This is a genomic window from Paenibacillus sophorae (genome assembly GCF_018966525.1).
In the GTDB taxonomy this organism is placed as follows: Bacteria; Bacillota; Bacilli; order Paenibacillales; family Paenibacillaceae; genus Paenibacillus_AQ; species Paenibacillus_AQ sophorae.
The window spans coordinates 316523-333291 of record NZ_CP076607.1; the positions used below are offsets into that span (position 1 = coordinate 316523).

The following is a 16769-nucleotide window of genomic DNA, read 5'->3' on the forward strand; positions in this document are numbered from 1 at the left end:
CATTATGAAAAAGTATGTTATTTCCACTAAATTTTCATGAAGGAGCAGCCGTTAAACTATGATAAGAGGAAAACATAATGAATAAGGTACAGCCAATCAAACCTCTATCTGGTATAATCCATAAATACTGTCTACTTAATTTTGTCTATATAAATGGGGGAATATTATGAAATTGGCAACAAAATTAACCTGGATGATGCTGGTTGTGCTTCTGCTTGTGGGGTCCTCCATTGGATTCTTCGGCTATCGCGCCGCCTATGACCAGTTGGATGAGGCTGCAGGCATCGAACTTGTAGGCTGCGCCAATATTACTACCGGACTAGTCGATCCAGAACAGATTAGCGCTCTGGCCGCAGGCGACACAAGCAATCTTAGTGCAATCGAGGACAAGATTAGCTGGATTGTAGCCCATAAGCCGATTTTTAAGGAAGCCTTTATTCTATCTCTGGACGGAAAAATTCTTGCCACCGACATGAATATGAAAGCCCGAGGATACAAAGCGGGGGATTCATTCTATTTCAGCGACGAAGATAAGACCATGATTACTAGCATGAAGCACTCCACTTACTCCAAGGTGTACACCTATCAGGGAACCTCTCTAAAAACCGGCTACGGTCCCATCTACCAAGATCATGATCCAACCAAACCGATTGTCGCCCTGATGGCCATCAACTTTGACGGTCCTCTCGTCAAGGAGAGAACGCTTGATATTATTATTAAGCCTTTTATCATCGGCGCATCCATTCTTGTTGCCGCTATTCTGATTGCCTATGTTCTTATCCGCCGTATGGTCAGCCCGCTGTCCAAGCTGTCCCGCGCCGTCAATCAAGTTGCCCATGGTAATCTTACCCAAGAACTACTAGTACTTAACAGCAAAGATGAAATCGGTACATTGACCCGAGATTTTAATGAAATGACCGGCAACCTGAGCAGACTCATTACTGAAGTGAACGAAACCTCCTTGCAGGTTGCTTCTTCTTCCCAGGAACTCTCGGCAAGCGCACAGGAAACGAACCGGACGGGTGAGCATACCGTGGGCGTAACCATAGAGCTTGCCGAAGGAGCGCAAGTGCAGCTGCGGCACTTGGAAAGCAGCTACCAGGCGGTACAGGAAATGTCCAGGTTCATTGCCGAAATCGCGCAAAACGCCGACCAGGCCATGAACGACGCCGTCAAGGGAGCCGATAAGGCCCGGACCGGAAGGGATTCCATGGATTCCACGACCCGGCAGATGAAGATCATGAGCGGAAGCATCGAAGATCTGTCCGGCATCATTCATACACTGTCCGGCCACTCCAAGGAAATCGAGAGCATCGTCGGTACTATCGCGAGCATCGCGGCGGAGACGAATCTGCTGGCGCTGAACGCGGCTATCGAAGCCGCCCGAGCCGGCGAAGAAGGACGCGGCTTCGCCGTCGTCGCCCAATCTGTCCGCAAGCTGGCCGAGCGGTCGGGCGATTCCACCAGACAAATCGGCGAGCTGCTGGGCCTGATTGTCGCTCAGATGGATCTGGCCGGAGAGACGATGGACCGTTCGACTGAGGAAATGCAGCAGGGTACATTGATGGTGACTAATGCCGGACAGTCCTTCTCGGAGATTGAAGCTTCCGTTTCCGGCATGGCAGTGCAAAGTCAGGAGGTCTCCGAAACGATGCGGCAGCTGGCAGAAATCGCGGACGGACTGGTTGAAGCGATCCAGAGCACCGTCAGCGTATCCAACCAGACCGCAGCCAACTCGGAAAGCTTGTCGGCCGCTTCGCAGCAGCAGCTCGCCGCAATGCAAGAAGTTGAAGCATCCTCCGCTTTCCTCTCCTCCTTGGCAGATAAGCTGCAGCGGCTTGTGGAGCAGTTCAAGGTGGCATAAAGAAAGAACCTATTTATACTGGATACATAAATACAGCAGCCGTACCTGCCGGCACCTTGGACACTCCCCGGAACCACAATACATAGGCGAGAGCTGTGACGAAGATGCCGTAGTACAAAATAATTCCCGCGTCCGCCGCTTCCATTTCCGGAAATCCGTATTGAAGCAGCTCTATAACGGAGCAAGCCAGAAACATCAAGAAGGCAAAGGCCGTTACATAGGCCGCCGCAAGCAAGGAGGAAATCCGGGGAGAGAGCATTTTCCGCAGTACGGTAAGCGCCGCTTCTCCGACAACGGCTGCTGACAGCAGCAGCATACCGGTAACCGAAGCCGGCCTGTCCACGGCGCCGGACATTAGCAGGGGAGGGACCTGGATGACCGCTATGCCCGCCAGTGAGCATAGGATTCCGCCCCCTCTCCGCCCGGTCATTTTTTCTCCCAATAAAATGTAAGAGAGGAGCGCCACCGCAAACGGAGTAAGGCTTGTCATAATCCCGCCCTCGGTGGCGGAAGCGAACCGGAGTCCATACAGCATAAACACCCGAAACAGGAACATTCCAAAGAAAGCTTGCGCCAATAGCAGCAGCATGTCCCGGATGCCTACTTTCCAGCTACCTTCATGGCTCCGCAGCGTAAGCGGAATTAGAAGGAGTATTTTTCTGGTCATTTTCAAATTTCACCGCTTTCGTCTTGGTTGTTATATACTGTAATCGTCAAAAGCGGTTTTTCGTAGTGCCATTTTCGCCAAGCTTTTATAGTACCATTTCAGGAAAGGAACCTAGCGCAGCGGAATTCTCCTTTCCGCTGCCGGAGAATTTGCCGGAGCTTTTTGAACAGGAGTCCTTATATGCGGAAGTCCTTGAAGGCGGACGGCTCTTACTGGGCTACGGCCACTTGGATGAACGTAAAATCCGGGAAGGTGTGCGGCGGATCAAGAGTGCAATGGAACGAGGATGACGCCCATGCTGGGCGAACAACACAAATGGACCAGGCGATTATGCCTGGTCCATTTGCTTAGCTTGTACAACAAGCGGTTTAGTTAAAAATCTTAACTTTGTGGCTCTCGTTTACCGGGATTTTTACATACAGCACTTTCTCTGCGCTGTCAAAGAAGTAGCCGCTTGCCTCTTTGCCCAGTTCTTCCATGCTGGCTGCTTCAGCATATTTGTCATTGGCTGCCTCCACTTTCTTCGGCGCCGTAGCATTATGCAGCTTCAATGTGTAGGACTGAATGTCGGAAGCGTAGTTTTGAGTTTGTTTGTTCTGGCTGAACTCAATGTGGTTGCCCTTTTGATCCACGTTGAATTCGGTAATGTTAAATTCGCCTCTGGTGTAGTCCTCGGTTTTAGCATCGTCTTCATAGAAGCTGTAAGATGCTTTGTTATCCAGATAAGTGTCGAGAATCAGGTTCGTCAATTCCTTCTCACCGGAATGCTGCTGAACTTCGCGGCGCGGGATAATCGAATCCTGCTTCACGTAGATCGGAAGCGTTCCAAGATCGGCGTCTTTGTGGATCGTTTGTCCGCCTTCAAATACTTCGCCAGTCCAGTAGTCTACCCATTTCACGCCTTCCGGCAGGTATACGTCACGGGACGTTGCGCCTTGGTATACGATTGGAGCCATCATCAGAGATTGGCCAAACATGAATTGGTCTTGGATATCATGAGTGTTCTGGTCCTCCTGGAACTGGTACACGAGCGGTTGGAAAATGAGATTACCTTTTTCATGCGCATCTTTGAACGCATTGTAAAGGTAAGGCATCAATTCATAGCGCATGGAAATGTACTTGCGGCTGATATCCTCAACTTCTTTACCGAACTGCCATGGTTCTTGTCTGCCCCATTTCAAGCTTTGAGCCGCGTCTGTTTCCATTGGGCTCTTACCGTCATTGTTGTAGTGGTCGCGGGAGAACGGATAGAATGCGCCGACTTGAACCCAACGAGCAAACAATTCAGGTGTAGCTACAACGCCCTCGTAAGGTTTTTTCGCAAAGCCGCCGATATCGTTTCCGACCATCGCCATACCTGTCAAACCGACATTAGCGTCTTGGAAAATCGAAATTCTAAGCATTTCCCATCTGCTCCAGTTATCGCCTGTCCAGGTTGCGGTAGCGTAACGCTGCGTACCTGTAAACGAAGCACGCGTCAAGATAAACGGACGAACGTTCGGTTTATTCGTTTTGAAAGCCTGATCTGTGGCTTGGGCCTCAGTGTGGGCGTAAACGTTATGCGCTTCTTCATGCGTTAATTTTTCACCATTGTCCGTTTCAAAAATTCTATCCAGCGGTAACGTCCAATAGTCTACCGTACTAAAGTTTGCCGGTTCGTTCATGTCGTTCCAAATGCCGTCTGCGCCTTTATCAAAGACCGGTTTATGCCATTTCGCCCACCAGTCGCGGGTTTCTTGTTTCATGAAGTTAGGGAACACGGATTTGGACGGGACGCCCCAAGGCCAAACTTTACCCAAATAGTTGGTACCATCCGGATTTTTAACCCAAAGATCCTTTTGAGTTCCCTCGGTATAAGGAATATATTCCGGTTGCCCAGGGTCAGGCACGCGAATGGCTGGATCGATGATGGAAGTATAATGGAAACCCGCATCTTTCAATTTTTTGTTCATTCCGTCCGGGTCCGGGAATTTATCGCCAAAATAGAAGTTCTTATAGTCATCCATCCATTCGATGTCAAGCATCACACCGTCAATCGGAATGTTCTTTTCACGGTAGGTTTGAGCCACTTGCTCAATATCCTTTTGATGGTAGCCCCAAGCGGATTGATGGAAGCCCATCGCCCATTCCGGCGGCATTTGCATTTTTCCGGTCAAATCCGTGTAGCGGTTTACGATGTCTTTCATTTCCGGTCCATTGATGAAGTAGTAAGTCAATTTTCCGCCATCGGCCCAGAAGTAGTAGTAGTCGTCGCTTTCAGCAGCCATGTCGTAGTAAGAACGGTAAGTATTATCGAATAAAATACCGTATGCTTTGTCGCCTTTCAACCCGATAAAGAATGGAATCGAAGAGAACGTGTATTTCGAAACCGGTTCCGGCAGATTCTCGCGGTTCCATACTCCGATTTCTTTACCGCGATGGTTCAATCCGGTTGTTTTCTGTCCGAATCCGTAAAAATCTTCCTCTTTGTCGGTTTTCTTGAACACGTAAGGCTTGCCGTTATCGTAACCTACGCCTTGGTCCGCGTCTTCGTTGATCACATTGCCGTCTTTATCTAAATATTTAATGCCGAACGGGCTTTTGTTGATGTCTACCGTTAAGCTGTCGGACTTCAATACAATTTTCTTGTTATCTTCGGTTACTGTGAATTTAGGAGCTTTCCAATCTGTTTTCGCGATACCGACGGAATTGAATTCTTTCTCGCCTTTCTTAACGATCGATACTTTGGAAATATCGGAAGACAGCAAACGGATATAAGCTTCCATTTCTCCCAAATTCAACTTCACGCCGTTGTCCAGCTTTTCGACGCCTTGAACGGTCAGCTTTTGCAGATTGTTTTTATCCAAAGGTCTTTCATCATGCACTTGCTGCACGTTGCCGTTCTCATCGACCATCTTGCCTTCCCATACTTGTGCCCCGGGCGGAGCCACAAGCTCTGCAGCCTCGGAAACTAGAGGCGTTAGGGCATTGCCTGATATTAAAAATGTAGTTGCCAGTATTAATCGTGACCATTTCTTCATACGCTGTTTACGCGACATTAGATCTCACTCCTTATTCTGAATAGTTTAAAAAGCTTTCATCAAGTCAAACTCCCGGGTTTTTGGCGCCTACTACCAAGTTAGCAACAGAATTCGATACCAACAATGGGACTTACGCCTGTAAACCACATGAAACCGATTGCAAAGAAGACCAGAGAGTCACCGTCAAGCGAATTTTTCAAAGGGGGAAAACCGGGCGGGGCTTAACTTTAGGCCTGTTTAAACTCTTCTTTTACGAATTGGATAAGCATACTTATATTTCCTATATATTTGGTTTAAAATGGTAATTGGTAGTCGAGGAGCACTAAAGGACTAAACTTTTATTCGGTTTCATACCAATTCGTCAACCTTTTATTTATTTTAAATATATTAATAAATTACACTGTATCGCCGATAATTACCTTTATTAACAAATACATATATAAAATGTAAATTAGGTACGTCTGTAATAAGCATTTCAGTGTGGGGTGAAATATTACGCTCTTTACTCAATATAAAACACCCTCCCTTTAGGCATGGACCGATGCTTGCCTGCGGTATGATTCGTATGACTGTAAAGTGCTTCATCCAGAAACGCCCATCCGTTATCGCAATGTGCTGCTGAACGCACAAAGGGCAACCGAGTCTGTCCTTCGGCCGCCCTCATTATGTATGATCTATGCTTTGTACCTATAACATATGTTCCTATACCACTGCCGCGTTATCCGTAAACCACTGCCCCAGCTCGTGAACGGGCATCGGGCGTCCGTAATAGTAGCCCTGCATGACCCGGCAGCCGAGCGACTGCAGCAGTTCGATCTGCTCCGGCGTTTCCACGCCCTCCGCAACGACCTCCATATTAAGGTTGCTGGCGATGGCGATAATGTTGCTGATGATCGCTTTCTTGGAATGCATTTTGCTCTTCCTTATGAACACCTGGTCAATCTTGAGTGTATTGACCGGGATCTCATCCAGATTGCCCAGCGAAGAGAACCCTGTACCGAAGTCATCGAGCGATACTCTGACACCAAGCCTTCGCAGCTTGGATAATTGAGCCACCGTCTCTTCCATATTGTTCATCGCAATCGACTCCGTAATTTCAAGCTCCAGATATTGCGGGTCCAGCCCGGAACGCGACAGGGCATCTACCACAACCTCATACAGATCCTCCGTCTCGAACATCCGCGCGGACATATTGATGGATACGGCGACCGAAGCGACTCCTTCCTTATGCCAGAGCAAATTCTGGCTGCATACCTCATGCAGCATCCAGTAGGTAATGGGTACAATCAGTCCCGTCTCCTCGGCGATCGGTATGAACTCGGCCGGAGAAATAATGCCATGTTCGGGATGCCGCCAGCGGAGCAGCGCCTCCAGCCCAACCGTGACATTCATCAGCGAATCCCATTTCGGCTGGTACACAACCATGAATTCGGATTGCGCAAGCGCCTTGCGCAGGTCCTTCTCCAGCGACATCCGGCGCAGTTGGTGCCGGTTCATCTCGGAATCGAAAATGCTGAATTTATTCTTGCCGGAATCTTTGGAAGAGTACAGCGCTGTATCCGCTGCCTTCATCAAGGAAGACCGGTCGGTCCCATGGACCGGCGCCATGCTGATGCCGACACTGGCGGTGACATACAGATCATTGTCCTGGATTCGGAAAGACTTCTTGATCTCTTGCAGAATACGCTGCGCTTCCTCCGCAGCCTCATTCGGGGAAAAGCCGGGCTCAGCGATCAAAAATTCATCCCCGCCCAAACGGAATACCTTCCCTCTTGAGCTCACGCTTTGAAGAAGCCTCGAAGCCACTTCCTGCAGCAGCATGTCGCCAATATCGTGGCCGAGTGTGTCGTTAATCGATTTGAACCGATCCAGGTCGATGAAGAACACAGCGCCGGAGCGCCCGTGAAGAAACCGGTCTTTGAAGTAGCGTTCCAGTCCGTGGCGGTTCGGTAATCCCGTTAATGGATCGTGGTAGGCCATTCGCTCAAGTACATGCCGGTCCAGGAAGACGGCTCCTCCGGTTATTCCGAACATGAACAGGGTGAGGAGAGACACACTCATCAGCAGAATAACATCACTCTGCATAAGGGAGGGACCCGGAACAAGCCAACTGCCGTGAGTACCACCGCTCGCTCCCATACTGGTATAATGAACGCTGCTTATTGCAGCACCAAGCAGCAGCGCAGAATACAGCTTCCACCAGTTAAATCCCGGCGAATCCTTGAATCTGCCGATCAGCATAATGCCCATGCACGAGGCGATGATCGCAATCATAACAGAGATGCTCTGGCCCGGCAGATTATAACCAATTTGCGCGTCCGGCTTCATCCAAGACCTTCCCGCGTAGTGTAAGGCGGAAATTCCCGCTCCCAGCAGCAGTCCGCCTGCCGCGCAGCGCAGGAACGTCGTCCGCTTCCCCATCGAAATGGACAGCCCGAAGTAGCAGAAGGCGGTGCCGATAAACATCGACAGGATCGCCATACCTGCATTGTAATGTCCGCCAATCGGTAATCCGCTGGCCAAAATCCCGACATAATGCATAGCCCAAATACCGATTCCAAGCACGCAGGCTCCCGACAGAAGCCATAAACGGCGTGTCCTGGGCGATGAAGATGGAACTTGACAGATGAGATTTAAAGCGGAATAGGACGCCAATACCGAAAGTGCGAATGAAAGCAACATAATCCATATATTATAGTGGATTCCCATATGATCCATAAGTTAACCTCTTCACCGGTTTAATAATATTCTGATTTTGCTATGCCGCGAAACGAGCAGCGATTAATTTCGGATAGTAGGTATATGGAAAAGACCGCCAATTAATACAATGAAAAGTTCGCGAAGAAGCTACTCTAGTTGTATTCTACTCTGTATTCAGTGGACTGTCTAAGTAAATACTGGAACTTGCCCCGTTATCTCGGAAGAAGCAGCGCGGCACCTAGAACGGCGATGCGTGCGGCATTCAGCAGAACGAAATTCCGCACGGATAGAATAAATGTCGCAGCCTTCTCCTGTCTTGCCGTAAACTTCGCGAGGTTGCGGCGCAGGGGAATCCATGTCAGCAGAGGAAGCAGAACCAGAAGAGGGTGTATGCCCATAAGCAGCAGAACGGCCAAGTCCGCATAAGACACATAATAGAGCAGTCTGAACAGAGTGAGCGCATGCTCTTTGCCGATGTAGACCGGCAGCGTATAGCGGCGGTTCTCGACATCCTCCTCAATGTCGCAGATATTGTTCGCCAGCATGATATTCGCAATCCCGAGAATGGCCGGCACCGAGAACCAGAACAGGTAGATCGTTTCCACAAGGTTCAAATGAACATGAACCCATCCCCGCTCTAGGGTCAGCAGCGCTAGTGTCCCGTCCGTATGGATATATGCGGAGATAAAGATGATGACAAAGCCCATAAACAGCCCTGAGAACAGTTCCCCGAGCGGCATCCGGGAGATAGGGATCGGCCCGAACGAATATAAAATGCCAATCAGAAAAGACAGCCCTCCCAGCAAAAAGAGGAGCAGGTTCGTCTGGGCCACAAGCAGCAGCCCGCAGCCTGCCGCCAGCAGCAGCAGCAGGACGATCGTGCCGACCACGACACTTTCCTTCAATTTGCGCCGAACGATGGGATTATGCGTCTCATAGCCATAGCCGTACGTTCTTGACGCTTTTTTAAAATCGTAATAGTTATTGATTGCCGTTGTTGCCATATCAAAGCAGAGCAGAGATACCAGCATTAGCGCAAAGCGCCCCGCGTAAAAACTGTCGAACCGGTAAAGAGCATACAGCGTTCCCATGATGAAAGGAATCACACTCGCCGCTTTAGTCCGGATTTCAACCAATTCCAAAAAGCTTCTCCCGTTCACTGCCTCACCCCAGCCTTATTCGTCATAGTTGTCATTGTAATTATACAAACGAATGTCACAAGTTCCACTATTTTTCGATAAAATCCATCCTTCTTCATTATAGGCAAGCCCTAAGCGATGTGGTATGATAGGCTGGCTTGTGCCGGAATCGATACCATTCCGTATAAGTCAACACTTATAACCGTATTGGGGGCTTTATTGTTTATGTCAGCGCAAACCTCGTCAACCCAGTCTGTCAAATGGGTCACCGCCGATCCAAGCGCGATCGGTCTGTTCGGACTGGCCATCGTCACCCTTGTGGCATCCTCACAAAAACTGGAGATCACCAGCGGCCTGAGCTATGTGATTCCATGGGCAATTTTTCTCGGTGCATTCGCCCAGCTGTTCGCCTGCATCCAGGATGCCAAGCACAACAATACCTTCGGCATGACTGCTTTCGGAGCTTATGCCTTTTTCTGGTTCGGTATGGCCGGAAGCTGGCTGATCAAGCTTGGCGTATTCGGCACAGCACTTGCTAAAGACGTCGATCCGAAGCAGCTCGGCTTCGTCTTCCTTGGCTATCTGATTTTTACACTGTTTATGACCATTGGCGCTACCGAAACCCATAAAGTGCTGCTTATTATCTTTGCGCTGATCGATCTGCTGTTTCTCGGTTTGACCTTCGATTCTTTCGGAATCGCTGCGGAAGCCTTTCACCGGCTCGCGGCCTTCGCGGAGCTTGGCATCGGCATCGTCTCCCTGTACGGATGCGGCGCTTCCGTCTTGAATGTCCATTTCGGACGTACGTTTCTGCCGCTCGGCGCTCCGCTGCGCATATTCAAGAAATAACTACTAGGCCCGTGGCCAATCTGTTCAACGGATGTTCGCGCTGCCCCTTTAAAAGGCATACGCGGAAATCCGTTTCTTTTTTAAAATATAAGACAAATTGATAAGCTGAGCGCTTTTCAATTTGTCTTATATTTCTACGAGAAACGGTACCGTCCCTACAAGGACGGCGATGCCGTTTCTTCTTGTCTGCCAAAATCCTATTGACCTGTCGCAGTACTAATGACATGCTAGATAATAACTTTTACCCGAGTATGCATTCATGCCTGAACTTACTCGTATCGGAGGCAGGTTATGGCTTTCTTTAAGAAAAAGCCTTTTACGATCATCCTCATCTTCATCGTTGTTCTTCAAATCGCACTATTCTACTATTATTCCCTATCGGTTGACCGGGAGTACCGGGCCGCAAAAGCCGATTTGTCATCTCAAGCCTACATGCTAACATCGAATATCGAAGAGAGAGCCTCGATTGTCAAGGGCGTCAGCTCTTTCGTCCAAACCGTCGGCTTTGATGCCGACCCTGGCGAAATTAACCGCTACCTGTCCACCGCCTACCACAGCACCAACCATATGATGAATTTGGCGATCGCGCCAGAAGGCATTATCCGCTATCTTTATCCGATTACCGGAAATACGGCCATTCTTAATAAAAGCCTGTTTTTCGAATCCCGGCTTTCCACGCCAGGCTTGGTTGAGGAGACGATCCGGTCACGGATGATAACGGTGGATGGTCCCCGATTACTCGCCCAGGGCGAGTACGGGATGGTGATCAGACAGGCGATTTTTAAAAATAATAACTTTGAAGGCATCGTCTCCGTCACGCTGAGCATCAACGACATTATCAGCCATTTTCTGGGGAACAACTCCCGGGTATACGTGACGCGGGAAGATCATACGTTCCTGTTCGGATCCCATCCGGAGAATAAAGGCACCCTGATCAGTATTCCGGTTCATTTCTACAACCAAAGCTGGCGGATTAACACTTATCTTGATCCCAAAGCAAAATGGGATGCGCTCATTAGCGTGCTTTTGGTGGATCTCGCCTTTTTGTCGATCATTGCCTCTGTGTTATATTTCCTGAGCCGGCAAAGACGGTTCAACCGCGAGCTGGAACAGGTCGTCAATATCCGTACACGCGACCTTCGCATATCGGAAAGGCTGTATGAGAAGCTCGCTTATTATGACAGTCTGACCGAAATCCCGAACCGCCGGTTTTTTATGGACGAGTTCGACCGTTTGCTCAAGACGGCGGAGCCCAAGCAGACCTTTTCTCTATTCTTTTTCGATCTTAACCGGTTCAAGGAAATCAACGATACGCTGGGACACTCGGCAGGCGATCAGGTGATACGGACACTCGCTGGACGAATACATAAAGCCAAGCTCCCCTGCAGGCTATTCGCGCGAACAGGAGGAGACGAATTTGTCATGCTGTTCCAGGACTTGCCGCGGGAGAGAATTTCGGAAATGGCCGAACAGCTCAGTGAGGTCGCTTCACAGCCGCTTGTGATAGCCGGAACGCATCTCAGCCTGTCCGCCAGCATCGGTATTTCACTGTACCCGGAGCATTCCATGAATAAAGAAGACTTGCTTAAATACGCGGATATGTCCATGTATCAGGCCAAATCGACGGATGGGCAAGGTTATTTCCTGTTTGACGATCAGCTCAGAGAGAAGCTGCAGCAAAAGACAATGATCGCCAAATATCTGCATTCCGCTCTGGAGAACCATGAATTTGTGCTGCATTATCAGCCCCAGGTCAATGCCGCCACCGGCGCTGTCGCCGGTCTGGAAGCGTTGGTCCGCTGGAACCATCCCGAGAAGGGACTGCTCCTGCCGGGCTACTTCATCTCGGCCGTTGAGGAAGCTGGGCTCATGACCCAGTTGACCGATTGGGTTATCCACGAAGTATGCCGGCAGCTGGCTGAATGGAAGCGGGAGGGGCTGCAGATTCTGCGCACCTCCGTCAATATTTCCAACAGCTGGTTTTATAATCGCAATCTGATCCCGATGCTCCGCTCCATCCTGGATGAGTACGGGCTTACACCGGACTGTCTCGAATTCGAGATTACGGAGAGTACCGCCTTGCTGGAGGAGCATTACCCGCTGCTGCAGCAAATCCGGGATGAAGGGATTCTCGTGTCTGTCGACGATTTCGGGACCAAGTATTCTTCTCTCAATTATCTGAAGCATTTTCCCGTGGGTAAAATCAAAATCGACCGCACTTTCATTGTCGGCATCGGCCAAAGCTCCATCGATGAGACCATTATCAAATCGATCACATTTGTCGCTTCACAGCTCGGCTACGACCTGATTGCCGAAGGCGTGGAGTGCGAGGAGCAGGTTGACTTCCTGATGGCGCACGGCTGTAAGTATATGCAGGGCTTTTTATTTTACCGCCCCCTTCCCGCAGGGGAAATCCGATCACTGCTGCAAACATCAACGGCTGCGAGTAAGACAGAGATGGCTGAAAGCAAAGGATGCAGTAACGCAATAGAATCATAAATCTGAATTGTGAAAAATGGATACTCTCGCCTTATCCGCCCATACTAAGGTCATTCCCCCACGGAGGTGGCCAAGGCAGTGAACAAAAAAATGAATCTGCTGATGTTCAGCGGTGAATACGACAAGGCGATGGCCGGTCTGATTCTGGCAAATAGCGCTAGAGAGATCGAGGTTGAGGTTACGATCTTCTTCGCGTTCTGGGGACTGTTCCTGGTGCGGGACCCCGAAAAAATGACGCTGGAGGACAAGAGTATCTATGAAAAGCTGATGGACGTCATTACACCCAAAGGACCGGAGCAGCTTCCGCTGTCGCGGATGAATTTCAGCGGGCTCGGAAAATGGATGCTCGAAGAAATGATTGAGGATCAGGGCGCGCCGAAACTTATTCATTTCTTGAAGGGCGCCCGCAAAAAGAACATCAAATTCTACGCCTGCAAGCTGTCTGTGGAAATTATGGGCTTTAAGCCTGAGGAGCTGCTGCCGGAAGTGGAGATTATCGATGCGGCTACCTATTTGAAAGACGCGCTGGAGAGCGACCTTCAGCTGTTTATTTAGGCAGAGCAGCCGCCCTCTATTCCGGCTGGGCTGGCCGCTCAGCCGGTCCTTGCTGGGCGTTCACCTATTTTTGCCCCGGGCATATACTGAGCCAAAGACTTTTGGCTGGGGGGATTGCCCGTGCTTAAATCCATCCTCGCCTCTTCTGTGGAAGAGGCTGATTCTCTGGAGGCGTATTTTAGCCCTTTTCGCGAACATACTATCGGCCTGGGACATCCCATTTCGACCCCTTACGGGAAAAAGCCTTTGCTGTACGCCGATTGGACGGCCAGCGGCCGTCTGTACGAACCGATCGAACGCAAAATACAGGAGCAGTTCGGCCCGTTTATCGGCAATCCGCATACCGAGGCAAACGCCACAGGGATAACGATGACCCGGGCTTATGAGGAAGCTGGGCGCATCATCAAGCGCCATGTGAACGCAGGCCCGCGCGACATCCTGCTATCCTGCGGCTTTGGTACGACCGCAGCGGTGAACAAGCTGCAGCGGCTGCTGGGGCTCCGGCTGCCGGAATGGATGGAGGAACGGGTGACGGTGCCGCCGGAGGATCGGCCGGTTATTTTCATCACCCATATGGAGCATCACTCCAACCTTCTCTCCTGGCAGGAAAGCATCGGCGAGGTCGTCGTCCTTCCCCCGGGACCGGACGGAAATGCCGATCCGCGGCAGCTTGAAGCCGCGCTGCGGCCGTACCGGGGCCGCCGGCTGAAGATCGGCTCGTTCACCGCGTGCTCGAATGTAACCGGAATTGAGACGCCGTACAGAGAGATGGCAGCGGTCATGCACCGCTATGGCGGTCTGTGCTTTGTCGATTTCGCCGCAAGCGCTCCCTATACCGACATCGACATGCATCCGCCGTCACCACTGGAGAAGCTGGACGCCATCTTCTTCTCGCCGCATAAATTTCTCGGCGGGCCGGGATCAAGCGGTGTCCTGGTGTTCAACGCGGCGCTCTACGGCAGCCGGCGGCCCGACGAGCCGGGCGGCGGCACGGTTTCCTGGGTAAGCCCATGGGACGGCCCCAGCTACTCTCAGGGAATTGAGGCCAGGGAGGACGGCGGAACACCCGGATTTCTGCAGGCGATCCGCACCGCCCTATGCCTTCGGCTGAAGGAGCGGATGACGACGCAGAACATATTGCAGCATGAGCGTACGCTGTGCCTTCAGCTGCTGGACGGACTTAAGGCGATACCGGATGTAACGGTGCTGGAAGGCGGCGCCCGCCACCGTCTTGGAATCGTCTCCTTTACGGTCCGGGATCTGCATTACAACCTCGTCGTCAGGCTGCTGAACGACCGCTTCGGCATTCAGGCCCGCGGCGGCTGCTCCTGCGCGGGACCTTACGGGCATTACCTGCTCTCCATCGGCAGGGAGGCCTCCGCCCTGATAGGCAAGACCATCCACAGCGGCGATCAATCCCTGCGGCCGGGATGGGTCCGCCTGTCGCTGCATCCCGTCATGACTTCCGGCGACGTCGCCTTTATCGTGTCGGCCCTGGAGACGATTGTAAGACACAGGGAAGCCTGGCAGGCCGATTACCGCTATAACCCCGCGACCAACTGCTGGCGGCACCGCTCAGAGGGCGGAGACGGACCGGATATGGAGCGGTTGTTCGCGCTGTAAGCGTGCGGTGAGCCGGTCAGCCGTCTTCGGGCGGCGGGGCTTCTTCTCAAAAGACGCCCCGGAATGCACAGGGGGCCGCAGCGGATAGACTATGCTATCCGGCTGCGGCCCTGAAGGCGTTACCGCTCTATGCTACCCCTCCGCCACCATATCCAGATCGGCGGCCTGAGCGTTTGAAATGACCTGCTGCACATTTTTGCAGCCTGGGATCACGCTCGTCACGGCCGGATGCTGCAGGCACCAGCCCAGCGCCCACTGCGCCATGTTCAAGCCGGCCGGCACTTCGTTAGCCGCGATTTCGCCAACGATGCGCAGCTGCTCTTCCCGCTTCTTCGCATCATGGTTCGCCCGCACATCGCCGGGCTGGAACACCGCATCCGCTTTGTATTTGCCGCTAAGGTATCCGCTCGCCAGTGGGACCCGGGCCAGCACCCCAAGGTTATGCTCCTTGCACAGCGGGAACAGCTTCTCTTCCGGCTGCCGTTCCAGCCGGTTGTACACGACCTGAATCGCCTCGGCGCCGATCTGCGGAGCGGAGGACGTCTGATGAACCCCGTCATTCGCGGTGCTGATGGAAACCCCCAAATGGCGGATTTTCCCCGCACGCTTCTGAGCGTCCAGCATATTCCACAGCTTGTCGTTATCATATTCGGCGTCGGTGCCGGAATGGAACTGGTACAGGTCGATATACTCCGTCTGGAGCGCGCGCAGCGAGTCGTCCAGTTGATTCAGAACATCGTCCGCGCTCCACAGCTGTTCCCGTTTGAGATGGCCGCTGAAATGATGGCCGAACTTGGTTGCGACGATCCAGTCCTCGCGTTTGCGGCGGCTCAGGTAGCTGCCGATAAACTTTTCAGAGAGATGGTCTCCGTAGCATTCAGCCGTATCAATCAGATTGATGCCGAGCTCGCAGGCCTTGTCCAGCATTTCATCGACTTCATCCTGAGCGAAATCCTTCCCCCATTCGCCTCCGAACTGCCAAGTTCCCACTCCGATAACCGATACGGTAAGACCCGTGCTTCCAAGCTTGCGGTATTTCATGCGTCGCATTCCTCTTTTCTTAAGTGTGTTTGAACTAAGAGCTTCCACCGCCACTTCCGCCGCTGCGTGCGAGCTTTGAGAAATAAGCCTCAATTGACCTGACTCCCCACAGCGACAGCAGAACGAACAGCACCACATAGATCATTTCAACGGGATTTCGGATAAACCGTCCGGCATCATTGCCGATATACGATACCGCAAATACCATGACCGCCTTACCTACGGCCAGAGCCAGCAGATAGGAGCGCAGCCGCATGCCGGCAAGCCCGGCGGCCAGATTGATAATAACGAACGGCCCGACCGGGAACAAGCTCAGCAGGAACACATAGCTGAAACCGCTGCGCCGCACCCACTCCATTGCTCTAGCCACCTTCGGCCGCTGCGCCCATTTGCGCAAGAAGCGCTGGGAGGCGATTTTGCGGATAATGAGGAAAGTCGCTAAGCAGCCGGCCACAAGACCGGCCCAGGAGTACAAAAAACCGAGCCACAGCCCGTACACCGCCGCATTCAGGCCGACGATCAGCATGGTTGGCAGCGGCGGAACAAATGATTTCATAAAGGTCAGCGCAATCCCCGGGAAAGGACCGAGCGACCGGTAACGCTCCAGCATGTTCCGCAGATTCTCCTCGGTGAGCCAGGAAATGACATCTAATGTATACATAACGGCCTTAAGTGCTCCTCATCTTTCCATGATTTCAACAGCCCTATTATACATGATTAGCGCTGAGAATGTCCTTACGGAAATCTCCCTGCTCAAATATGCAAATTCGATCTCCAGCAATCGAAAGAAATCCCTTACGGCTCTCTTTTTT

12 protein-coding genes are annotated in these 16769 nt (G+C 51.6%); 6 read left to right on the forward strand and 6 right to left on the reverse strand.

Features of this window, described 5'->3' with window-relative positions; genetic code table 11:
- The first annotated feature begins 166 nt into the window (after positions 1 to 166).
- Complete coding sequence (locus KP014_RS01420; RefSeq protein WP_036600799.1) at positions 167 to 1864, forward strand: methyl-accepting chemotaxis protein; 1698 nt, start codon at positions 167 to 169, stop codon at positions 1862 to 1864.
- Between the two features lie 13 nt (positions 1865 to 1877).
- On the opposite strand, the gene KP014_RS01425 is transcribed toward KP014_RS01420, so the two are convergent.
- Positions 1878 to 2531 (reverse strand): DMT family transporter, encoded by a 654-nt coding sequence (locus KP014_RS01425; protein ID WP_051500448.1) that lies wholly within the window; start codon positions 2529 to 2531, stop codon positions 1878 to 1880.
- 180 nt (positions 2532 to 2711) lie between these two features.
- Here KP014_RS01425 and KP014_RS01430 point away from each other — a divergent pair, with 180 nt between their 5' ends.
- Positions 2712 to 2882, forward strand: a complete 171-nt coding sequence (locus KP014_RS01430) for a hypothetical protein (RefSeq protein ID WP_175491787.1) — start codon at positions 2712 to 2714, stop codon at positions 2880 to 2882.
- A 17-nt stretch (positions 2883 to 2899) separates the two neighbouring features.
- On the opposite strand, the gene KP014_RS01435 is transcribed toward KP014_RS01430, so the two are convergent.
- The 3 genes from KP014_RS01435 to KP014_RS01445 form a co-directional block, all read right to left on the reverse strand.
- Positions 2900 to 5569 (reverse strand): glycoside hydrolase family 31 protein, encoded by a 2670-nt coding sequence (locus KP014_RS01435; protein WP_051500449.1) that lies wholly within the window; start codon positions 5567 to 5569, stop codon positions 2900 to 2902.
- A 684-nt stretch (positions 5570 to 6253) separates the two neighbouring features.
- On the reverse strand, positions 6254 to 8116 hold the full coding sequence (locus KP014_RS01440) for an EAL domain-containing protein (protein ID WP_246590615.1): 1863 nt from the start codon (positions 8114 to 8116) through the stop codon (positions 6254 to 6256).
- Between the two features lie 347 nt (positions 8117 to 8463).
- Positions 8464 to 9411 carry a 1,4-dihydroxy-2-naphthoate polyprenyltransferase gene (locus KP014_RS01445; RefSeq protein ID WP_036600806.1) on the reverse strand — a complete coding sequence of 316 codons (948 nt, stop codon included), beginning with the start codon at positions 9409 to 9411 and terminating at the stop codon, positions 8464 to 8466.
- A gap of 204 nt (positions 9412 to 9615) precedes the next feature.
- Here KP014_RS01445 and KP014_RS01450 point away from each other — a divergent pair, with 204 nt between their 5' ends.
- The 4 genes from KP014_RS01450 to KP014_RS01465 all read left to right on the forward strand — a co-directional run bounded on the left by KP014_RS01450 (position 9616) and on the right by KP014_RS01465 (position 14916).
- Positions 9616 to 10239: an acetate uptake transporter gene (locus KP014_RS01450; protein WP_036600827.1), complete on the forward strand. Its 624-nt coding sequence runs from the start codon at positions 9616 to 9618 to the stop codon at positions 10237 to 10239.
- 291 nt (positions 10240 to 10530) lie between these two features.
- Positions 10531 to 12738 carry a bifunctional diguanylate cyclase/phosphodiesterase gene (locus KP014_RS01455; protein ID WP_051500450.1) on the forward strand — a complete coding sequence of 736 codons (2208 nt, stop codon included), beginning with the start codon at positions 10531 to 10533 and terminating at the stop codon, positions 12736 to 12738.
- A 78-nt stretch (positions 12739 to 12816) separates the two neighbouring features.
- A complete protein-coding gene (locus KP014_RS01460; protein WP_036600814.1) occupies positions 12817 to 13293 on the forward strand; it encodes a DsrE/DsrF/DrsH-like family protein in 477 nt (158 codons plus the stop codon).
- Between the two features lie 120 nt (positions 13294 to 13413).
- A complete protein-coding gene (locus KP014_RS01465) occupies positions 13414 to 14916 on the forward strand; it encodes an aminotransferase class V-fold PLP-dependent enzyme (RefSeq protein ID WP_090833832.1) in 1503 nt (500 codons plus the stop codon).
- A 132-nt stretch (positions 14917 to 15048) separates the two neighbouring features.
- Here the strand turns inward: KP014_RS01465 and KP014_RS01470 are convergent, their stop codons facing one another.
- Together KP014_RS01470 and KP014_RS01475 are read right to left on the reverse strand one after the other, a co-directional pair.
- Positions 15049 to 15957, reverse strand: coding sequence for an aldo/keto reductase (locus KP014_RS01470; protein ID WP_090833833.1), 909 nt, complete (start codon positions 15955 to 15957; stop codon positions 15049 to 15051).
- Between the two features lie 34 nt (positions 15958 to 15991).
- Positions 15992 to 16618: a TVP38/TMEM64 family protein gene (locus KP014_RS01475; RefSeq protein WP_036593011.1), complete on the reverse strand. Its 627-nt coding sequence runs from the start codon at positions 16616 to 16618 to the stop codon at positions 15992 to 15994.
- Positions 16619 to 16769 lie beyond the last annotated feature (151 nt).

Bases quoted from the DNA above. Each gene is read 5' to 3' on its own strand.
- KP014_RS01470 (WP_090833833.1), bottom strand. From the start codon at position 15,957: ATGAAATACCGCAAGCTTGGAAGCACGGGTCTTACCGTATCGGTTATC.
- KP014_RS01455 (WP_051500450.1), top strand. From the start codon at position 10,531: ATGGCTTTCTTTAAGAAAAAGCCTTTTACGATCATCCTCATCTTCATC.
- KP014_RS01475 (WP_036593011.1), bottom strand. From the start codon at position 16,618: ATGTATACATTAGATGTCATTTCCTGGCTCACCGAGGAGAATCTGCGG.
- KP014_RS01435 (WP_051500449.1), bottom strand. From the start codon at position 5,569: ATGTCGCGTAAACAGCGTATGAAGAAATGGTCACGATTAATACTGGCA.
- KP014_RS01420 (WP_036600799.1), top strand. From the start codon at position 167: ATGAAATTGGCAACAAAATTAACCTGGATGATGCTGGTTGTGCTTCTG.
- KP014_RS01450 (WP_036600827.1), top strand. From the start codon at position 9,616: ATGTCAGCGCAAACCTCGTCAACCCAGTCTGTCAAATGGGTCACCGCC.
- KP014_RS01425 (WP_051500448.1), bottom strand. From the start codon at position 2,531: ATGACCAGAAAAATACTCCTTCTAATTCCGCTTACGCTGCGGAGCCAT.
- KP014_RS01430 (WP_175491787.1), top strand. From the start codon at position 2,712: ATGCGGAAGTCCTTGAAGGCGGACGGCTCTTACTGGGCTACGGCCACT.